Source organism: Xanthobacter sediminis (assembly GCF_043195015.1).
In the GTDB taxonomy this organism is placed as follows: Bacteria; Pseudomonadota; Alphaproteobacteria; order Rhizobiales; family Xanthobacteraceae; genus Xanthobacter.
Genome location: NZ_JBAFWH010000002.1, coordinates 458,898 through 477,546 on the forward strand (window position 1 = coordinate 458,898; position 18,649 = coordinate 477,546).

The 18,649-nt window shown below is 67.1% G+C and carries 20 protein-coding genes; 13 read left to right on the forward strand and 7 right to left on the reverse strand.

Translation table 11 applies throughout. The features are described 5' to 3' along the window. Positions 1-6: 6 nt before the first annotated feature. Positions 7-852 carry a protein-methionine-sulfoxide reductase heme-binding subunit MsrQ gene (locus V5F61_RS04065; RefSeq protein WP_393990212.1) on the forward strand — a complete coding sequence of 282 codons (846 nt, stop codon included), beginning with the start codon at positions 7-9 and terminating at the stop codon, positions 850-852. Here the strand turns inward: V5F61_RS04065 and miaA are convergent. Then, positions 843-1,787: a tRNA (adenosine(37)-N6)-dimethylallyltransferase MiaA gene (gene miaA, locus V5F61_RS04070; RefSeq protein WP_393990211.1), complete on the reverse strand. Its 945-nt coding sequence runs from the start codon at positions 1,785-1,787 to the stop codon at positions 843-845. The two genes, V5F61_RS04065 and miaA, sit on opposite strands and share 10 nt — an antisense overlap. On the opposite strand from miaA, the gene serB reads away from it, so the two are divergent. Next, positions 1,786-2,685: a phosphoserine phosphatase SerB gene (serB, locus tag V5F61_RS04075; RefSeq protein ID WP_393990210.1), complete on the forward strand. Its 900-nt coding sequence runs from the start codon at positions 1,786-1,788 to the stop codon at positions 2,683-2,685. The genes miaA and serB overlap by 2 nt on opposite strands. A gap of 60 nt (positions 2,686-2,745) precedes the next feature. On the opposite strand, the gene V5F61_RS04080 is transcribed toward serB, so the two are convergent. The 6 genes from V5F61_RS04080 to V5F61_RS04105 all read right to left on the reverse strand — a co-directional run bounded on the left by V5F61_RS04080 (position 2,746) and on the right by V5F61_RS04105 (position 7,384). Continuing rightward, positions 2,746-4,218 carry a DegQ family serine endoprotease gene (locus V5F61_RS04080; protein ID WP_393990209.1) on the reverse strand — a complete coding sequence of 491 codons (1,473 nt, stop codon included), beginning with the start codon at positions 4,216-4,218 and terminating at the stop codon, positions 2,746-2,748. A gap of 210 nt (positions 4,219-4,428) precedes the next feature. Next, complete coding sequence (locus tag V5F61_RS04085; protein ID WP_393990208.1) at positions 4,429-4,623, reverse strand: DUF2065 domain-containing protein; 195 nt, start codon at positions 4,621-4,623, stop codon at positions 4,429-4,431. Positions 4,624-4,642: 19 nt separating this feature from the next. Then, complete coding sequence (gene hflC, locus V5F61_RS04090) at positions 4,643-5,539, reverse strand: protease modulator HflC (RefSeq protein WP_393990207.1); 897 nt, start codon at positions 5,537-5,539, stop codon at positions 4,643-4,645. Then, a complete protein-coding gene (hflK, locus tag V5F61_RS04095) occupies positions 5,536-6,678 on the reverse strand; it encodes an FtsH protease activity modulator HflK (RefSeq protein WP_393990206.1) in 1,143 nt (380 codons plus the stop codon). The genes hflC and hflK overlap by 4 nt, the downstream gene beginning before the upstream one ends. 252 nt (positions 6,679-6,930) lie before the next feature. After that, on the reverse strand, positions 6,931-7,209 hold the full coding sequence (locus V5F61_RS04100; RefSeq protein ID WP_394104006.1) for a ribbon-helix-helix domain-containing protein: 279 nt from the start codon (positions 7,207-7,209) through the stop codon (positions 6,931-6,933). Then, entirely contained in the window at positions 7,190-7,384 is a 195-nt protein-coding gene (locus tag V5F61_RS04105; RefSeq protein ID WP_393990242.1) for a DUF4169 family protein, read from the reverse strand. Before V5F61_RS04105 ends, V5F61_RS04100 begins: the two co-directional genes overlap by 20 nt. 432 nt (positions 7,385-7,816) lie before the next feature. Here V5F61_RS04105 and fumC point away from each other — a divergent pair, with 432 nt between their 5' ends. From fumC to V5F61_RS04160, 11 genes are all read left to right on the forward strand, one after another. After that, complete coding sequence (gene fumC / locus V5F61_RS04110; RefSeq protein WP_393990204.1) at positions 7,817-9,205, forward strand: class II fumarate hydratase; 1,389 nt, start codon at positions 7,817-7,819, stop codon at positions 9,203-9,205. A 218-nt stretch (positions 9,206-9,423) separates the two neighbouring features. Further along, the gene (locus tag V5F61_RS04115) at positions 9,424-10,005 is read left to right on the forward strand and encodes a ParB-like protein (RefSeq protein ID WP_393990203.1); all 582 of its coding nucleotides are present in this window, start codon (positions 9,424-9,426) and stop codon (positions 10,003-10,005) included. Between the two features lie 110 nt (positions 10,006-10,115). Next, positions 10,116-10,730 (forward strand): LemA family protein, encoded by a 615-nt coding sequence (locus V5F61_RS04120; protein ID WP_393990202.1) that lies wholly within the window; start codon positions 10,116-10,118, stop codon positions 10,728-10,730. Between the two features lie 16 nt (positions 10,731-10,746). Beyond that, positions 10,747-11,544 carry a TPM domain-containing protein gene (locus tag V5F61_RS04125; protein ID WP_393990241.1) on the forward strand — a complete coding sequence of 266 codons (798 nt, stop codon included), beginning with the start codon at positions 10,747-10,749 and terminating at the stop codon, positions 11,542-11,544. Between the two features lie 118 nt (positions 11,545-11,662). Continuing rightward, positions 11,663-12,490 (forward strand): TPM domain-containing protein, encoded by an 828-nt coding sequence (locus V5F61_RS04130; protein WP_393990201.1) that lies wholly within the window; start codon positions 11,663-11,665, stop codon positions 12,488-12,490. Between the two features lie 135 nt (positions 12,491-12,625). After that, complete coding sequence (locus tag V5F61_RS04135) at positions 12,626-13,675, forward strand: helix-turn-helix transcriptional regulator (RefSeq protein ID WP_393990200.1); 1,050 nt, start codon at positions 12,626-12,628, stop codon at positions 13,673-13,675. Positions 13,676-13,886: 211 nt separating this feature from the next. Next, a complete protein-coding gene (locus tag V5F61_RS04140) occupies positions 13,887-14,870 on the forward strand; it encodes a malate dehydrogenase (RefSeq protein WP_393990199.1) in 984 nt (327 codons plus the stop codon). A gap of 575 nt (positions 14,871-15,445) precedes the next feature. After that, complete coding sequence (rpsL, locus tag V5F61_RS04145; protein ID WP_012113697.1) at positions 15,446-15,817, forward strand: 30S ribosomal protein S12; 372 nt, start codon at positions 15,446-15,448, stop codon at positions 15,815-15,817. A gap of 24 nt (positions 15,818-15,841) precedes the next feature. After that, positions 15,842-16,312 (forward strand): 30S ribosomal protein S7, encoded by a 471-nt coding sequence (gene rpsG / locus V5F61_RS04150; protein ID WP_393990198.1) that lies wholly within the window; start codon positions 15,842-15,844, stop codon positions 16,310-16,312. A gap of 18 nt (positions 16,313-16,330) precedes the next feature. Next, positions 16,331-18,406, forward strand: coding sequence for an elongation factor G (gene fusA, locus V5F61_RS04155; RefSeq protein WP_393990197.1), 2,076 nt, complete (start codon positions 16,331-16,333; stop codon positions 18,404-18,406). A gap of 63 nt (positions 18,407-18,469) precedes the next feature. Continuing rightward, positions 18,470-18,649, forward strand: a 180-nt coding sequence (locus V5F61_RS04160) for a GTP-binding protein (RefSeq protein WP_394104007.1), incomplete at its 3' end; no start/stop codon positions are given.

The following is an 18,649-nucleotide window of genomic DNA, read 5'->3' on the forward strand; positions in this document are numbered from 1 at the left end:
CCGTTCATGCCGCTCTTTCACGAACGCTCCGGCGCATTCAGCCGGGAGAAGACCTTCTTCCTCCTGCTCTCCGTGCTGCCGGCCCTCTGGCTGGCGTGGCTCGCGGCCTCCGGCGGGCTCGGTCCGCGGCCCTGGACGGAGGCGATCCATTTCACCGGCCTGTGGGCCATCCGCTTCCTGGTGCTCACCCTCGCGGTGACGCCGCTGCGCCGGCTGCTGGCGGCGCCGAAGCTGTTCTTCGGCCGGCGCATCCTCGGTCTCGCGGCGCTGGCCTATGCGCTGGCGCATGTCACGCTGTTCTTCATCGATCAAGGCGTGGTGCGGGCGGCGTCTGAAATCGCGCTCCGGATCTATCTTACCATCGGGGCGGTGGCGGTGGCGCTGCTGATCGCTCTCGGCGCCACGTCCACGGACGGCGCCCTGCACCGGCTCGGCGCACGGCGCTGGAACCTGCTGCACCGGGCGGTCTATGTCATCGCCGTGCTCGCGGCGCTGCATTTCTTCATCCAGTCCAAGCTCGACGTGACTGAGCCCGTGCTCGTCACCGGGGCGCTGGTGCTCCTGTTCCTCTACCGCATCGCCTTCAAGGTGCTGGGGGAGGTGAAGCCCGTAGCCTTCGCGCTGCTCTCCCTCGCTGCGGCGGTGCTTACGGGCTTTCTGGAAATGACGTGGTACGGCCTCGCCACACGGGTCGATCCCTGGCTGGTGGCGGAGGCGAATTTCTCGTTCGACCTTGGCCCGCGGCCAGTGTGGTGGGTGCTGGCCGGAGGCGTCGCGGTAGCGCTGCTCGCGGCCCTGCGCCAACGCGCGGCGCCGCGCCGGGCGAACCGCCCCGCCCGCTCTCACGCCTGAGCGGGCAGGACGCCGAGCAGAAGGTCGAGCCCCTCTTCCGGCCGTGTGCGCGTCCAGTCGGCCATCTGGTGACGGAAAAAGGTGCGCTGGCGCTTGGCGTAGCGACGGGTGTCGCCCTGCCCCTCGGCAATGGCGTCGGCGAGGCTCATCTCGCCGGCCAGATGGCGGGTGAGGGCGGGCGCGCCGTGCGCCTTCAGCGCCGTCCGGGCCGGATCGAGCCGGCGGGCGGTCAGGCGGGCAACCTCCGCCAGCGCTCCTGCGTCGAGCATCGTGAGAAAGCGCGTGTCGATGCGCCGGCGCAGCAGCTCGGGCTCCACCTCCAGCACCATCCGCACGCATGATTCGGCGGGCAGGAACGGCGGCTGGGCTTCCCCCTGCCATGCGGAAAGGGGGCGCCCGGTGGCCGCCTCAACCTCCAGCGCGCGGAGGATGCGCTGGCGATCATTGGCGCCGATGCGCGTGGCGGCGGTGGGGTCCACTTTCGCGAGCCGTGCGTGGAGCGCTTCGTTCGGTGCACGCTCGGCGCCCTCGCGGACCTCGGCGCGGATGTGGTCGGGAATGGCGGGCAGGTCCACAAGCCCTTGCGTCAGCGCACGAAAATAGAGGCCGGTGCCGCCGACCAGGATCGGCAGGCGACGATCCGCCCAGGCTTGGCACAGGGCTGCCTTGGCGTCGGTGAGCCAGTGGCCGACGGAATATTCGCGGTCCGCGTCCACATGGCCATAAAGAAGATGAGGTGCCCGCCTAAGGTCCGCGTCGCTCGGCCGCGCCGTGAGCACCGCAAGATCGCCATAGACCTGCATGGAATCTGCATTGAGCACGACACCACCCGTGCGCTCCGCGAGCGCAAGGGCGAGAGCCGACTTGCCGCTGGCGGTGGGACCTGCGATGAGCACCGCCGTCCCCTTCTCCTGTCCTGTCTCCGGTTCTTCCATGGCCTATGTTGCAACGCTGATTTCGAATCCATCCGCCCCGGCGGTGACGCGCGAGGCACTCCACGATGCGCGCGCCGTCCTGCCCCACGCCCAGGAGCCGGTGATCCTCGACCCGGAGGTCGCCGCCGACATCCACTTCGCGCCTGCGCTCGGCGCCGATGCGCGCGCCATCGCCGGCCGGGTGCGGGAGGCCCTCGGTGGCGCGCCCATCGACGTGGTGGTGCAGCTTGAGGCCGGCCGGCGCAAGCGTTTGTTCCTCGCGGACATGGATTCCACCATGATCCGCCAGGAATGCATCGACGAGCTGGCGGACGTGGTGGGCGTGAAAGCCCATGTCTCCGCCATCACCGAGCGCGCCATGCGTGGCGAGATCGAGTTCGAGCCTGCCCTGCGGGAGCGGGTCGCGCTGCTGCGCGGCCTCTCCGCCTCGGTGGTGGACGAGGTGCTGCGCGATCGCATCCACCTTACCGCCGGCGGCCGGGAGCTGGTGGGCACCATGCGGGCGAATGGCGCCTACACGGCCCTCGTATCCGGTGGCTTCACCCTGTTCACGTCCGCCATCGCCGACATGATCGGCTTCGATGAGCACCGCGCAAACACCCTGCTGGTGGATGGCGGAAGCTTTGTTGGCGCGGTGGCCGAGCCGATTCTCGGCCGCGACGCCAAGTTCGCGGCCCTGGTGGAGCTGCGCGACCGCTTCCACCTCGCGCCCTCCGAGACCCTGGCCGTGGGCGACGGCGCCAACGACCTCGCCATGCTGGCGGAAGCGGGCCTCGGCATCGCCTTCCATGCCAAGCCGCAGGTGGCGGCGGCGGCCCATGCCCGCATCGACCACGGCGACCTCACCGCGCTGCTCTACATGCAGGGCTACATGCGCGAAGAGTTCCACCCCGCCTGACCCGCTATCGGCGGCACCGCGCAGAGAGCGGATGCCGCCGAAGCCGCGGCGTGCGGCGGCTCAGTCGAGCGGGATGGTCACGAACTCCTGCTGGCCCTGGCCGTCGGACACCAGCAGCAAGGCGGATTTCTTCCGCGCCTTGCGCAGTGCCTCGATCTGCTTCTGCACATCGGCCGGGCTCGCCACCGGCTCCTGGCCCACCTGCACGATGATCTGGCCCGGCTTCAGCCCCTTGTCGGCGGCCTCCGTGCCTTCCTCCACCGCGGTGATCACGGCGCCCTTGATTTCGGTCTTGATGTTGTAGCGCTTGCGCAGCTCTTCGCTCATGGGGGAGAGCTCCAGCCCCAGCGTGCGCTTGGGCGCGGCTTTCTGGTCCGCGCCGGCCTTGGCCTCGGCCTTGTCGTCCTCGGGCATGCGGGCGACCTTGAGGCGCAAGGTCTCTTCCTTCCCCTTGCGGATCACCACCACGTCCACTTCGCGTTCCGCCATGGTGTCGGCCACGGAGCGGGTGAGGTCGCGCACCGTCTTGATGTCGCGTCCGTCGAATCGGACGATCACATCACCCGCCTTGAGCCCCGCCTTCGCTGCCGGGCCGCCCTCGTTCACTACGCCCACCAGGGCGCCGCGCGGCTTGCCGATGCCCAGGCTCTCCGCAAGGTCGTCTGTGACCGACTGGATGCGCACGCCGATCCAGCCGCGACGGACCTCCTTGAACTGCTCGAGCTGCGCGATCACCGGCTGGGCGGTGGCGGAGGGCACGGCGAAGCCGATGCCGATGGAGCCGCCCGAGGGGGAGATGATGGCGGTGTTGATGCCCACCACCTCGCCTTCCATGTTGAACAGGGGGCCGCCGGAATTGCCGCGGTTAATCGCTGCGTCGGTCTGGATGAAGTTGTCGTAGGGGCCGGAATTGATGTCGCGGTTGCGGGCGGAAACCACGCCCACTGTCAGCGTGCCGCCGAGCCCGAAGGGGTTGCCGATGGCCATCACCCAGTCGCCCACCCGCAGCTTTTCCGAATTGCCGAACTTCACGGCGGTGAGCGGCTTTTCAGGCTTCACCTTCAAGAGCGCAAGATCGGTCTTGGTGTCTCGGCCGATCAGCTCCGCCTTCAACTTGGTGCCGTCGTTGAAATTGGCGTAGATCTCGTCGGCGTCGGAGATGACGTGGTTGTTGGTCACGATCAGTCCGGAGGGATCGATCACGAAACCCGAGCCGAGGGAGGACACGCGCCGTGAGCGGCTTTCCCCGCCGTCCTCCTGCCGATGCTTGAAGAATTCGTCGAAGAAATCCTCGAACGGGGAGCCGGGAGGCAGCTGCGGAGTGGGCACGCTGCGCGAGGCCGCGACGGTCTGCGAGGTGGAGATGTTCACGACCGCGTCCATGACGCGCTCGGCCACATCAGCCACGGTGTCGGGGCCCTTGCCCGGCGCGGCCGCCAGAGGGCTACCCGCGAGGAGGGGCGCAGCCAGGGACAGGGCCAGGGCGGCAACCGCCAGCGGCCGGCGGCGAAGGATGCGTCGGAACAGGGACATCGGTCTCCTCGGAGCTGCGGCGACCTGCGGAGGCTGCGCCGGGCGCGGCCGGCGCGCAAGGCCAAATGCGCACGCCCCCTTCACATCCCTCCGACAGGTTCGGCGCACGTGGGGGGCGCCGGACGGAAGCGGCGGGGCAGTGGCGCCGGCGCGCACGCAGGCATCAGCGCCGAAACCGTGAGCCGCGGAGCAACAGCCATGGCCGGCTTTTCAGTGGGGGCCGGAGCGGACCAGGAAGACCACCAGCACCCCCAGTGCGCCGACCGCGAGGCCGGCGATGCGCATCGGGCCCTCCGGCGCATCCATGACGGCGCGCATGGCGCGCCGCCAAGCTGCGGGGAAGGCCGCGAGGCACAGGCCCTCGATGGCGAGCAGAAGGCCGAGGGCGGCAAGAAGGTCGGTCATGCCGCCCCCGGAGCCAGTTTCAGTGCGCGGCCGGCTTCGGCGCAACGCCGCCGAACGGATCCCGGAAGTAGCGGAAGAAGCTCGAATCCGGGCTCACCACCAGCCGGGTGTCGGCCGACTTCATGCTGGCCTCGTACGCCTGCATGGTGCGGTAGAAGGTGAAGAAGTCGGGGTCGCGGCCGAATGCATCGGCGAAGATGCGGTTGCGTTCGGCGTCGCCTTCGCCGCGCATCTGCTCGCCCTTGGAGTTGGCCTCGGCCAGGACGATGGCGGCCTCGCGGTCGGCGCGGGCGCGCAGGCGCTGGGCGGCCTCGTTGCCCTGGGCGCGGATCTCGGCGGCTTCGCGCTGGCGCTCGGTCTGCATCCGCTGGAACACGGCCTGGCTGTTCGCCTCCGGCAGGTCCGCGCGGCGAATGCGCACGTCGACCACGGTGATGCCGAAGCTCGCCGCCTCGCGGTTCACCTGCTCGCCGATCTGGCGCATCAGGTTCTCGCGCTGGTCGCGCACCACGGCGATGAAGGTGTTCTCGCCCAGCACGCGGCGCAGGGCGGAGTTGAGCACCGTGGCGAGGCGGGAGTTGGCCGCCTCCACGGTGCCGACCGCCTGGTAGAAGCGCAGCGGGTTGGTGATGCGGTAGCGCGCGAAGGCGTCCACCACGATGCGCTTCTGGTCCGCGGCGATCACTTCCTGGGAGGGGTTCTCCAGGTCGAGGATGCGGTTGTCGATATAGACGACGCTGTCGACGAAGGGCGCCTTCCAGTGCAGGCCGGGGGTGGTGACCGGCTCCAAGGGCTCGCCGAGGCGCAGCACCAGGGCCTGCTGGGTCTGGTTGACGATGAAGGCGGACGAATAGACGACCACCAGGGCGATCACCGCGAGGACGGCGAGCACGCCACCGAAAACGTGATTCTTCATCGGGCGGCTCCCTGCGTCTGGGCGGTGGGCGCCGTGGAACGGCGCAGGAGGTCGTTGAGCGGCAGGACCGGCACGACGCCGCCCTGGCCACCGGAACCGGAGGTGGAGGCCGCGCCGGGGTCCACCAGCACCTTGTCCACGCCGCCGAGCACCCGTTCCATGGTCTCGAGGTACATGCGCTCGCGCGTCACGTCCTTGGCCTTCAGGTATTCGTCATAGACCTTGAGGAAGCGGGCCGCTTGGCCGCGCGCCTCCACCACGGTGCGTTCGCGATACGCCTGGGCGGCGTTGTCGATGCGGGCGGCTTCGCCTCGGGCCTCGGGCAGCACGCGGTTGGCGTAGGTCTGGGCCTCGTTCTGGGCACGCTCGGCGTCGGCGCGGGCGGCCTGGACGTCGCGGAAGGCATCGATGACCTGGGCCGGCGGGTCCACTTTCTGGAGCTGCACCTGGGTCACGCGCACGCCGGCCTTGTACTGGTCGAGGGTGTGCTGCATCAGCTCCTGCACGCCGGTCTCGATGTTCTGGCGGGCGCCGGTGAGGATGGGCTGGATGTCCGTGCGGCCGATCACCTCGCGCATGGCGCTTTCGGCCACGGCCTTGATGGTGCCCTCGGGGTTCTGGACGTTGAACAGGAACTGCTCGGCGTTGTTGATCACCCAGAACACGGAGAAGTCCACGTCGACGATGTTTTCGTCGCCGGTGAGCATCAGGCTCTCTTCCGGCACGTCGCGGGCCATGCTGGCGCGGCGGCCATCCTCGGCGACGCGGATGCCGATGTCGATGCGGTTGACGCGCGTCACCTTGGGGGTGATCACGGTCTCAATAGGGTAGGGCCAGTGATAGTTTAGGCCCGGCTGGGTGAGGCCGACGAACTTGCCGAAGCGCAGCACCACGCCCTGCTCATCCGGCTCCACGCGGTAGAAGCCGGAAAGCAGCCACCCGCCCACGATCAGCGCGACGATGAGGATCACGCCCTTGAAGCCGAATGCATCGGGCATCATGGTCCGCAGCCGGTCCTGGCTGCGGCGGATGAGGTCTTCGATGTCAGGAGGCGTGGGTCCCGAGGATTGCGGCCCCGAGCTCCAGGGGCCGCGCGGCCCGTTTCCCCATGGGCCGCCACTCTGATTCTTCCACGACATCCGTCGTCTCCCGTCGGCGGTGCCGCGCTAGGGCGCCCGCGTCACAGCGTGTCTCGTCCGAGCACCGCGCGGAGCGCGCAGCCCCGCCCGCTCCCCGCGCCGCGCGACCATCAGGCCGCCCGGCGGGGCAGGAACCCGCAGGGTCGGGAATGGAGCACCATTCCCCCGAGGGGTGCGGTTATAGAAAACCGTAAGCCGCGTTTCAACGCGGCGAACCGTTCGCCATGGAAGCAGATAAGGTTCCGAGGAGCATTACGCAACGGGAGGGCTGGTGACGCTCACCCGCTCGCTGCCGCCCACCACCCGCGTGCTCTGGGCGACGCCACGGTAGTGATCCAGCACGAACAGGCGGATCGCCGAGGACAGATTGCCCTGGCTTCGCGCGGAATCGATGGTGGCGACGAGGTCGGACAATGTGAGCCGACGGCTCGTGGCGATTTCCTTCAGCGCTTCCCAGAACGCGTCCTCAAGGCTCACGCTGGTTTTGTGGCCGGCGATGACGATGGACCTCTTAACCACGGGGCTCTTCATGTTCTTCCCTCTCGGTCAGCGCATGGCCTTCATGGCGCTGGCGCTGGCGTTCGATCTCGCGCGCGACGTTTTCACGCTCTGCCTTGGTCCGCCCGAATCGGATGCGGTTCTCCTCGGCCTGCGCTTCCGCGGTGCGGCGAGCCTTTGCCTTGCGCTCACGATGAAGATTTACCACGTCGCCCAACTCTCACCCTCTCCCGAGCAGCAGGCTCCCCCAAAACTCGCTGCCATTATGGACACATCATGCGCGACGTCCCGCGCCGGAGCATAACATGTTCACAGAGAGCAGATTACCTCTGCGACAGTGGTGAAGATATGGCGAAACGCCAATACCGCGGCCCCCACCGGCTACCATCCTGGAATAAATTTGACCGTCCCTACGGAACACTTACGAGTTTTCATCCCGGGGGCGCCGCCCATGCCTGGGTCGGATGGATGTCTCCCCGTCGCTCCGCGACCGTGCTATGAGCCCGCCCGCCGCGCGATTTCAGGGGCTCCCGCGTTCCACAGCCGGGCACGGACGCCGCGGACCTTGAGTTGAGGCGTTTTCCTTCTGCGAACCGATGTCGACTTCGCCCGAAAACGCTCTAGGAGAGAGGGTATACGCATGAACACGCGTACCGAGACCGATACCTTCGGTCCGATCGAGGTTCCTTCCGACCGCTACTGGGGCGCCCAGGCGCAGCGCTCTCTGGGCAATTTCAAGATCGGCTGGGAAAAGCAGCCGCTGCCGGTGGTCCGCGCGCTCGGCATCATCAAGCGGGCGGCCGCCGAGGTGAACCGCGACCTGGGCCGGCTCGATCCGAAGGTCGCCGAGGCGATCGCCGCCGCCGCCCAGGAGGTGATGGACGGCAAGCTCGACGAGCACTTCCCGCTGGTGGTGTGGCAGACCGGCTCGGGCACCCAGTCCAACATGAACGCCAACGAGGTCATCTCGAACCGGGCCATCGAGATGCTCGGCGGGGAGAAGGGCTCCAAGAAGCCCGTGCACCCCAACGACCACGTCAACATGAGCCAGTCGTCCAACGACACCTTCCCGACCGCGATGCATGTGGCGTGCGCGGAGGAGATCGCCCACCGCCTGCTGCCGGCGCTGAACAAGCTGCACGGCGCCCTCGCGGAGAAGTCCGCGCAGTGGGAGCACATCATCAAGATCGGCCGCACCCACACTCAGGATGCGACCCCGCTGACCCTGGGCCAGGAGTTCTCCGGCTACGCCCAGCAGGTGGCCAACGGCATCAAGCGCATCGAGATGACGCTGCCGGGCCTCATGCAGCTCGCCCAGGGCGGCACCGCGGTGGGCACCGGCCTCAATGCGCCGGTCGGCTTTGCGGAGCAGGTGGCGGCCAAGATCGCCGAGCTTACCGGCCTTGCCTTCACCTCGGCGCCCAACAAGTTCGAGGCGCTGGCGGCGCATGACGCCATGGTGTTCTCGCACGGGGCCATCAACACGGTGGCGGCCTCCCTCTTCAAGATCGCCAACGACATCCGCCTTCTCGGCTCGGGCCCGCGCTCCGGCCTCGGCGAGCTGGCGCTGCCGGAGAACGAGCCCGGCTCCTCCATCATGCCCGGCAAGGTGAACCCCACCCAGTGCGAGGCCATGACGCAGGTCTGCGCCCAGATCTTCGGCAACCACGCCACCCTCACCTTCGCCGACAGCCAGGGCCACTTCGAGCTCAACGTCTACAACCCGGTGATGGCCTACAACTTCCTCCAGTCGGTCCGGCTCATGTCCGATGCGGCGGTGAGCTTCACCGACCACTGCGTGGTGGGCATCGAGCCGCGCGAGGACAACATCAAGGCGGGTCTCGAGCGCTCGCTGATGCTGGTGACCGCCCTCGCGCCGAAGATCGGCTACGACAACGCCGCCAAGATCGCCAAGACCGCCCACAAGAAGGGCACCACCCTCCGCGACGAGGCGGTGGGCGGCGGCTATGTGACGAACGAGGAGTTCGACGCGATCGTCCGCCCCGAGAAGATGATCTCGCCGGCCTGACGCGGTCTGCGACCGAATGGATGGAAACGGCGCCCCTGGGCGCCGTTTCTGTTTTCCGGGGCCGGGCGCAGGGCTTTGCACCGCTGTCGCGGGGATGTGCGATGAACCCTCGCCATGCCTGCGGCGCGGCGGTATTTTGCATGCGCGCGGGCGAATGGCATCGCGGCGCGAATTTGCGGGGGGGGGCGCGGATGGGGCAGCTTCGGGAAGGCGACGAAGTGAGGATCGATGCACTGCATCCCACGCAGCTCACGCTCGGCATGAGCGAGGTGAAGCGCCGTGCCAAGGCTATGGACGCGCTCTCCAAGGGCGATCTGAAGGCTCTGGTGGCGTCGAAGCCGATTCCTCACGTGGCCGGTCCCGATGGGCGCCTCTACATGGTGGATCACCACCACCTGTGCCGCGCGCTCCAGCGCATCGATGAGAACAGGGCGGTGCTGGGTCCGCGGGTGGCGGACCTCTCCGACCTCGATCTCCACACCTTCTGGCTCAGAATGGAGCGCGAGAACTTGTGCTGGCCCATCGACATGGACGGCAACCGGCGGCCCTGCGTGAAGATCCCTTCCAACGTGAAGGACCTTACGGACAACCCCTGGCGGACCCTGGCGCGTGGCGTGCGCGGCCGGGCCTATGCCAATGAGGACACGCCATTCCAGGAGTTCATGTGGGGCAATTACTATCGCTCCTACATGTCACTTCGGTTGCTGGAAACAGACATCGGCCTTGCGGAGGATCTGGCGATCAAGCTCTCGCATCTGGACGAGGCGCAGGATCTGCCGGGGTACCTGGGGGCGGTCTGAGGCGCGCAGCGGGGAATGGATGTCAATCTGGCGCGTTTCAGATTTTGGACCCATGGTCACGGCGCCTGTGGCGCGGTAGGAGCAACCCTCGACGGGCAAGGGAGGGGAAGATGGCAGGTTCGTTCGCGGCGCGGCTCTCTGGGTTGAGGGTGCCCCTGTTCGTGGTCATGGTGTCGCTGATGCTGGCGGGCTGCGGCGTCAATGCCATTCCCACCTCGGAGGAGCAGGCTAAGGCCATGTGGAGCGAGGTGCTGAACCAGTATCAGCGCCGTTCCGATCTGATCCCCAATCTGGTGGAGACCGTGAAGGGCTACGCCACCCAGGAGCGCGACGTGCTCACCTCCGTGGTGGAAGCGCGCGCCAAGGCCACAGCCATCAACGTGGACGCCTCCACCATCACCGATCCCGAGAAGTTCAAGCAATTCCAGGCCGCCCAGGCGGAACTGGGGCGTGCGCTCGGCCGGCTGATCGCGGTGTCGGAAGCCTATCCGGACCTCAAATCTAGCCAGAACTTCCTCGCCCTCCAGTCGCAGATCGAGGGCACGGAGAACCGCATCGCCGTGGCACGGCGCGATTACATCCGCGCTGTCCAGGCTTATAATACCGAGCTGAAGACCTTCCCTGGCGTGCTGTGGGCCTCCACTCTCTATCGCTCCTACAAGCCTATGGAGACCTTCACCATTTCCGAGGAGCAGCGGCAGCCACCGAAGGTGAAGTTCAACTGAGGGATCCCGCGTGAGCATCGCCGCCCGGCAGTCTCGCCGCCCGGACGTTTTCCGTGCCGTCGGGCGGCGCGGGCTGGCGCTTCTGCTCGGCCTTCTCCTGGCGCTGGCCGCGGGGGCTACGGCGCGGGCCTACACCTTTCCCGAGCTCACGGGCCGGGTGGTGGATGCCGCCGGCGTGCTCGGCCCCGCCGCCCGCACCGCGCTGGAGGCGAAGCTTGCGGCGCAGGAGCAGAAGACCTCCGACCAGCTCGTGGTGGCCACCGTGCCCTCCCTGGAGGGCGGCGCGATAGAAGACTACGCCAATGCCCTCTTTCGTGCCTGGCGCATTGGGCAGGCGGACAAGAACAACGGCGTGCTCCTGCTGGTGGCGCCCAAGGAGCACGAGGTTCGAATCGAGGTGGGCTACGGCCTCGAAGGCATCCTCACCGATGCCGTCTCGAGCACCATCATCCGCAACGCCATCGTGCCGGCCTTCAAGGCGGGCGACATGGCGGAGGGCATCGCCAAGGGCACAGACGCGATCATTGAGGTGCTCAACCTCGATCCGGAGGAAGCGCGCGCCCGCGCCCGCGCCGCCGAGGAGGAGATGACGCTGGAGGATTGGCTGGGCCTCCTGGTGCTGGCGCTGGTGATCGCGGTGTGGCTCTATATCCTCTGGCGCGGCATTTCCGGCGGCGGCGGTCCTTCCGGGCGGCGGCGCTCCCGTGGTTCTTCGTCCTCCTTCGACTGGGGCTCCGGCTCGGGCGGCGGCTCGAGCAACTGGTCGGGCGGGGGCGGCTCCTCCGGTGGGGGAGGGGCTTCGGGCCGCTGGTAACCACGGGCATTGTTCGGTGCCCGTGCTGTGCTCGGAGAGGCAATCGAGGCTGGTGTTCGCGCACCATTTCTGACATGAGTGGAGCGTTCGACCATGGGTGCAGGGGCCGGAGACCGTCATGGTGGTTGATCGCCGACATGGCATTACGCGCGGCGGGCGCGCCGAGGCGGCAGCGCAGGCGACATTGGGGCGCATCAGGCGGCCCCAGGCGCCGCCCAAGCCAGCGCTGCTGACGACACAGGACCCCCCGCCCGAAGCGGTCGTGGATCGCAAGGCGGACATGAGCTATGTCGCCGCGACCACGCCGGCGGCCAGCCCGGCGGCCATCGAGGTCGGCCTCTCGCCGGAGGACATCCGCGAGGTGAGCGAGGCCATCGCCGCCGCCGAGCTGCAGACCTCCGCCGAGATCCGCGTGGTGGTTTCGCGCGCGTCGCTGGTGCAGCATCCGTTCTTTTCCGTGATGTGGTCGTCGCTGATCGCACTCGCGTTGCCGTGGGCGGTGGTGGCAGTGTGGCCGGTCTCGGCTCTGGCCATTCTTCAGATCCAGGCCATCGTCTTCCTCGTGGTCGCGGGCATCCTGATGATGCCGCAGATGATCGAGCGGGCGGTGCCGCGCCTCGCGCTGAAGGCGGCGGCGCGCTCGGCCGCCATCGAGGCCTTCCTCGCCCACGGCGTGGCGCAGACCGGCGGTCGCACCGGCATCCTCATCTTCGTCGCCGCCCGCGAGCGGCTGGTGGAGGTGGTGGCCGACGATGCCGTGCACACCCCGCTCGGGCCGGTGGCCTGGGCTGAGATCCGAGACTCCATCTCCCGCCTGACCCGGCAGGGCACCCTGGCGGAGGGTCTCGTGGCAGGCGTGCGCAAGGCGGGCGAACTGCTGGGTGGACCCATGCCTCAGCGCCCCGGTGAAGTGAACGAGCTCTCGGACCGCGTCGTCATCCTCTGATGGCGTAGACAGGGGCTTCCCTGACTATCGTTCTGGGCCGCCGCTCCCTATCCTTGCTTGGTCGTTATCCGGCTGTGGCCATCGCACGCGGGGGAGGGAAGGGTGTCGTCGCGGGACGAGGGGCGGGGCCGGCATATGACACGTGCAGCCGTGCCGGTCGGCACGGAGCCATTTGCGCCGCTGCGCTTCAGCACCAAGGGCATTCCGCCGCGCGACCAGTTTGAAGCGTGGCGCTGCTTCGTCGGCGCAACGGCGGAGGTTTCGCTTGTGGAGCCGCAGCGGGTCGGCTTCGCCGCGGACATGGAGGTGTGGGATCTCGGCAGCATGGCGTTCGTGCGGGCCGCCCTTCCCGGTGCCGGATTTCGCCGGCGGTACCGCAACCTGCGCCGCGCCGCCCTGGACCACTGGTGCCTGCTGCTGACGGGCCGGCCCGGGACCGGCCTCGGGGCGCCTTTTGCGCCCGGGTCCCGGCATCTGAGGATGCGCCACCTCGGCCGCAGCTTCGACCAGGCCAGCGATGATTCGAGCATGCTGTTGGTCTACATCTGCCGCGACCTTTTCACGCGCGAGGCGGGCGCATTGGACGCGATTCCAGGCCATGTCCCTGAAACGGCCTTTTCCGGCATCGTGTCGGACTATCTGGTGGCGTTGTCACGGCATATGGGCGGGCTCTCGCGCAGTGACCTTCCCGGCCTGGTCGACAGCACCCGGGCGCTGCTCGTGGCGTGGGTGAGCGCCGACGGCGACAGCCGTGCGGCTGCGGCAGGCGCCATAGAGCTCACGCTGCGCGAGCGGGTGCGCGCCCATGTGGCCGGGCGGCTGCTGTCGCCTGCGCTCACGCCCGATAGCATCTGCCAGGCGGTGGGCGTTTCGCGCTCGCGGCTCTACCGGCTTTTCGAGGACATCGGCGGGGTCGCGGCCTATATTCGTAGCCAGAGGCTTCACGCGGCCATGGGGCGGCTGCGTGACCCCCTGCCGCACGGGACGGTCGCCACCATTGCGGAGGACTACGGCTTTCCGGATCCGTCGAGCTTCGCGCGCGCCTTCCGGCGGGAATTCGGCATGAGCCCCTCCGATGCGCGCGAGGCGGCGCGCGCCGGGCATGTTCCAGAGCCGCGCACGGCTGCGCCACGCGTGGAGGGGGCCGCGGACCTGGGGCGCCTGCTGCGTGCGCTGAGGCTTTGAGCCGTAATGGCCTTCGCGTTCGCCATCGGCCCGCGCCGGAGCCGATGGCGCGGAGAGGGTTAGCGGCCCGGCCGGGCGAAGGCCATGCTAGACGAAGGAAGCGGGGGCAGGGGTGCACCTTGGTGTGCATTCGTCTTTGCATTCGCGGCCTGGCGGAATAGATTGCGCGCCCGAGCCTTCGGGGCTCACTCAAGGCAAAGGGCATTTTCCCATGACCAAACCCGCCGTTCGCGTCGCCGTCACGGGCGCCGCCGGTCAGATTTGTTATTCGCTTCTGTTCCGCATCGCCAATGGCGATCTGTACGGCAAGGACCAGCCGGTCATTCTGCAGCTTCTCGACCTGCCGCAGGCCCAGGGCGCGGTGGGCGGCGTGGTGATGGAACTCGAGGATTGCGCGTTCCCGAACCTTGCCGACGTCGTCATCACCTCCGACCCCAAGGTGGCCTTCAAGGACATTGACGCCGCCATCCTCGTGGGCGCCCGCCCGCGTTCGAAGGGCATGGAGCGCGCCGACCTGCTCCAGGCCAACGCCGAGATCTTCAAGGTGCAGGGCGCGGCCCTGAACGAGGTCGCCAAGCGCGACGTGAAGGTGCTTGTGGTGGGCAACCCGGCCAACACAAACGCCTACATCACCGCCAAGAGCGCTCCGGACCTGCCGGCCCGCAACATCACCGCCATGCTGCGGCTCGATCACAACCGCGCGCTCTCGCAGTTCGCCAAGAAGGCGGGCGTGCTGAGCCAGGACATCGAGAAGCTGGCCGTGTGGGGCAACCACTCCCCCACCATGTATGCCGACTACCGCTTCGCCACTGTGAAGGGCAAGCCGCTGCCGGAGCTCGTGGGTGACGAGGCCTGGTACCGCGACACCCTGATTCCCACCGTGGGTAAGCGCGGCGCGGCCATCATCGAGGCCCGCGGCCTGTCGTCCGCCGCCTCGGCGGCCAACGCCGCCATCGACCACATGCACGACTGGATCCATGGCACCAACGGTGGCTGGGTTTCCATGGGCGTCGCCTCCGACGGCTCCTACGGCGTGCCGGAGGGCATCGTATTCGGCGTGCCGGCGGTCTGCGCCAATGGCGATTACGAAGTCGTGAAGGGCCTGCCCATGGACGACTTCTCCAAGACCAAGTTCGACGTGACCCTGAAGGAGCTCCTGGAAGAGCGCGACGGCGTCGCCTCCCTTCTCGGCTGATTCCCTAAGAATCGGTGAACACGGGGCGCGGCGCCAGGGTGCCGCGCCCTTTGCTTTGGCGCTGTCATAAATCCCATCGCTTGGGGATGCTAGACCTTCGCCGGGCGATGAAAAACATGGTCGCGGCCCCTTTTTCGGCCACGCAAGCGTTGAAACTCTTGACGCAGAGCGACTCTGCGGCTAGAAGCAGCCCACTTTCGCGGCAGGCGGTCGGTGCCTCAGCGAGAGACGCATTTCCAGACTCGGGCGAAAGCCCACAAGTCGCAGCGTCTCTCAGGGTTCCGAAACGCTGCCAGGAACAGCACTGCGATAACTTCAGGTGCATGATCGCGGCGCGATCTTGGGGTTTGTCCCTGAGGCATGCGCGTTGTGATCCTCTGTCGCGAGCAAGGCGTGTTCGCTGCCGGTGTGTGGTGGCGAGCGGCGCCTTTTCTGTTCGTGGTGCGATCGCCCGATTCTCGGGTGGTCAAAGGGAATTCATCGGGCCGCCGCGAGGTGGCCAGTCGTGGCGATCGAAAGGTCGTCGAACTTAAGTTGCGGCCGAGGCCGCAGATCAGGACGAGGCGAAGGCGTACATGCCGACGATCAACCAGCTGATCCGTAAGCCGCGGGAAGCGCAGAAGGCGCGGGACAAGGCGCCGGCGCTCCAGGCGAGCCCTCAGAAGCGCGGCGTGTGCACGCGCGTCTACACCACGACCCCGAAGAAGCCGAACTCGGCCCTTCGTAAGGTTGCCAAGGTGCGGCTCACCAACAGCTACGAAGTGATCGGCTACATCCCCGGTGAGGGTCATAACCTTCAGGAGCACTCCGTGGTGATGATCCGCGGCGGCCGCGTGAAGGATCTTCCCGGCGTGCGCTACCACATTCTGCGCGGCGTGCTCGACACGCAGGGCGTCAAGAACCGTAAGCAGCGCCGCTCGAAGTACGGCGCCAAGCGGCCCAAGTGATCGGCTGAAGCGAGGAATTAAGAAATGTCCCGTCGTCACAAGGCCGAGCGCCGCGAAGTCATTCCGGATCCGAAGTTCGGATCCACCATTCTCTCGCGCTTCATGAATTCCGTGATGCGCGACGGCAAGAAGTCGGTCGCCGAGTCCATCGTGTACGGCGCCCTCGACGTGGTCGAGGCCAAGGCCAAGCACGATCCGGTGGATGTGTTCATCCAGGCGCTCGAGAACGTTGCGCCGGCGGTGGAGGTTCGCTCCCGCCGCGTGGGTGGCGCGACCTACCAGGTTCCCGTGGAAGTGCGGAACGAGCGTCGCCAGACCCTGGCGATCCGCTGGCTCATTGCCTCCGCTCGGGCGCGCAACGAGAAGACCATGGTGGAGCGTCTCTCCGCCGAGCTGCTCGATGCCGCTAACAATCGCGGCTCAGCCGTGAAGAAACGCGAAGACACGCACCGTATGGCCGAGGCCAACCGGGCGTTCTCGCACTACCGCTGGTGATCGGAGAGGACGCTTCCCATGCCCCGTACTCACGCGATCGAGGACTACCGCAACTTCGGCATCATGGCGCACATTGATGCTGGCAAGACCACGACCACTGAGCGGATCCTCTACTACACCGGCAAGAGCCACAAGATTGGCGAAGTCCATGATGGCGCTGCCACCATGGATTGGATGACCCAGGAGCAGGAGCGCGGCATCACCATCACGTCTGCCGCGACGACCGCCTTCTGGCACGGGAAGCGTCTGAACATTATCGACACCCCCGGGCACGTCGACTTCACCATCGAGGTGGAGCGCTCGCTGCGCGTGCTGGATGGCGCCGTGTGCGTGCTGGACGGCAACCAGGGCGTCGAGCCGCAGACCGAGACCGTGTGGCGTCAGGCAGACAAGTACAACGTGCCCCGCATCGTGTTCGTCAACAAGATGGACAAGATCGGTGCCGACTTCTACCGCTGCGTCGACATGATCGTGGACCGCGTGGCCGGCAATCCTGTCTGCTGCCAGCTTCCGATCGGCTCGGAAAGCAATTTCAAGGGCATCATCGACCTCGTCCGCATGAAGGCGGTCGTGTGGGAGGATGAGGCTCTCGGTGCGAAGTACCATGACGAGGAGATCCCTGCGGATCTCGCCGACAAGGCTGCCGAGTACCGGAACAAGCTGGTGGAAGCCGCTGTCGAACTCGACGACGACGCCATGGCTGCTTACCTGGACGGCACCGAGCCGGACGAGGCGACCCTCAAGTCCCTCATCCGCAAGGCGGTGATCGGCCGTAAGTTCAACCCCGTGTTCTGTGGCTCTGCCTTCAAGAATAAGGGTGTGCAGCCGCTGCTCGATGCTGTTGTGGACTTCCTGCCTTCGCCCATCGATCGTGGCGCGATCAAGGGCATCGACTTCAAGACCGAGGAAGAGACCGACCGTAAGCCGTCTGACGACGAGCCTCTGTCTGTCCTCGCGTTCAAGATCATGGACGACCCCTTCGTGGGCACCATCACCTTCTGCCGCGTCTATTCGGGCGTGATGGAAGCGGGCATGAGCCTCCTGAACTCCACTCGCGACAAGCGCGAGCGTGTGGGTCGGATGCTGCTGATGCACGCCAACAACCGCGAGGACATCAAGGAAGCCTATGCGGGCGACATCGTCGCTCTCGCGGGCCTCAAGGAAGTCCGCACCGGTGACACGCTGTGCTCGACCGAGAAGCCCGTCATCCTTGAGAAGATGGAGTTCCCGGAGCCGGTCATCGAGATCGCCATCGAGCCGAAGTCCAAGGCCGACCAGGAGAAGCTGGGCATCGCCCTGTCGAAGCTGGCCGCCGAGGACCCGTCCTTCCGCGTGTCGACCGACCACGAGAGCGGCCAAACCATCCTTAAGGGGATGGGCGAACTGCACCTCGACATCAAGGTCGACATCCTGAAGCGCACCTACAAGGTGGACGCCAACATCGGCGCGCCGCAGGTCGCCTATCGTGAGACCCTCACGAAGAAGACCGAGGTGGACTACACCCACAAGAAGCAGACTGGCGGTACCGGCCAGTTCGCGCGGGTGAAGTTCGTGGTCGAGCCGAACGAAGTCGGCAAGGGCTTCGAGTTCGAGAGCCTGATCGTCGGCGGCGCGGTGCCGAAGGAGTACATCCCGGGCGTCCAGAAGGGCCTCGAAAGCGTGCTCGGCGCCGGCGTTCTGGCAGGCTTCCCGGTGGTGGACGTCAAGGTTCAGCTGATCGACGGCGCGTTCCACGAAGTGGATTCGTCCGCTCTCGCGTTCGAGATCGCGTCTCGCGCTGGCTTCCGTGAGGCCCTGCAGAAGGGCGGCTCGGTGCTGCTGGAGCCGATCATGAAGGTCGAGGTGGTGACCCCCGAGGATTACACGGGCTCCGTCATCGGCGATCTGAACTCTCGTCGTGGCCAGATTCAGGGCCAGGACATGCGTGGCAACGCCAACGTGATCAACGCGATGGTGCCGCTCGCCAACATGTTCGGGTACGTGAACACCCTGCGCTCGTTCAGCCAGGGCCGCGCCACCTTCACCATGCAGTTCGACCACTACGAGCAGGTGCCGTCGAACGTAGCTCAGGAGGTTCAGGCCAAGTACGCGTGATCGCGTCGGCCTGAATTTCCATCACCCTGAATATCACGCCAGAGAGACCCAACGGAGCGTCCCATGGCCAAAGAGAAGTTTAACCGTTCGAAGCCGCACTGCAACATCGGCACCATCGGTCACGTTGACCATGGCAAGACGTCGCTGACGGCTGCGATCACGAAGATCCTGGCGGAGACCGGCGGCGCGACCTTCACTGCCTACGACCAGATCGACAAGGCGCCTGAAGAGAAGGCGCGCGGC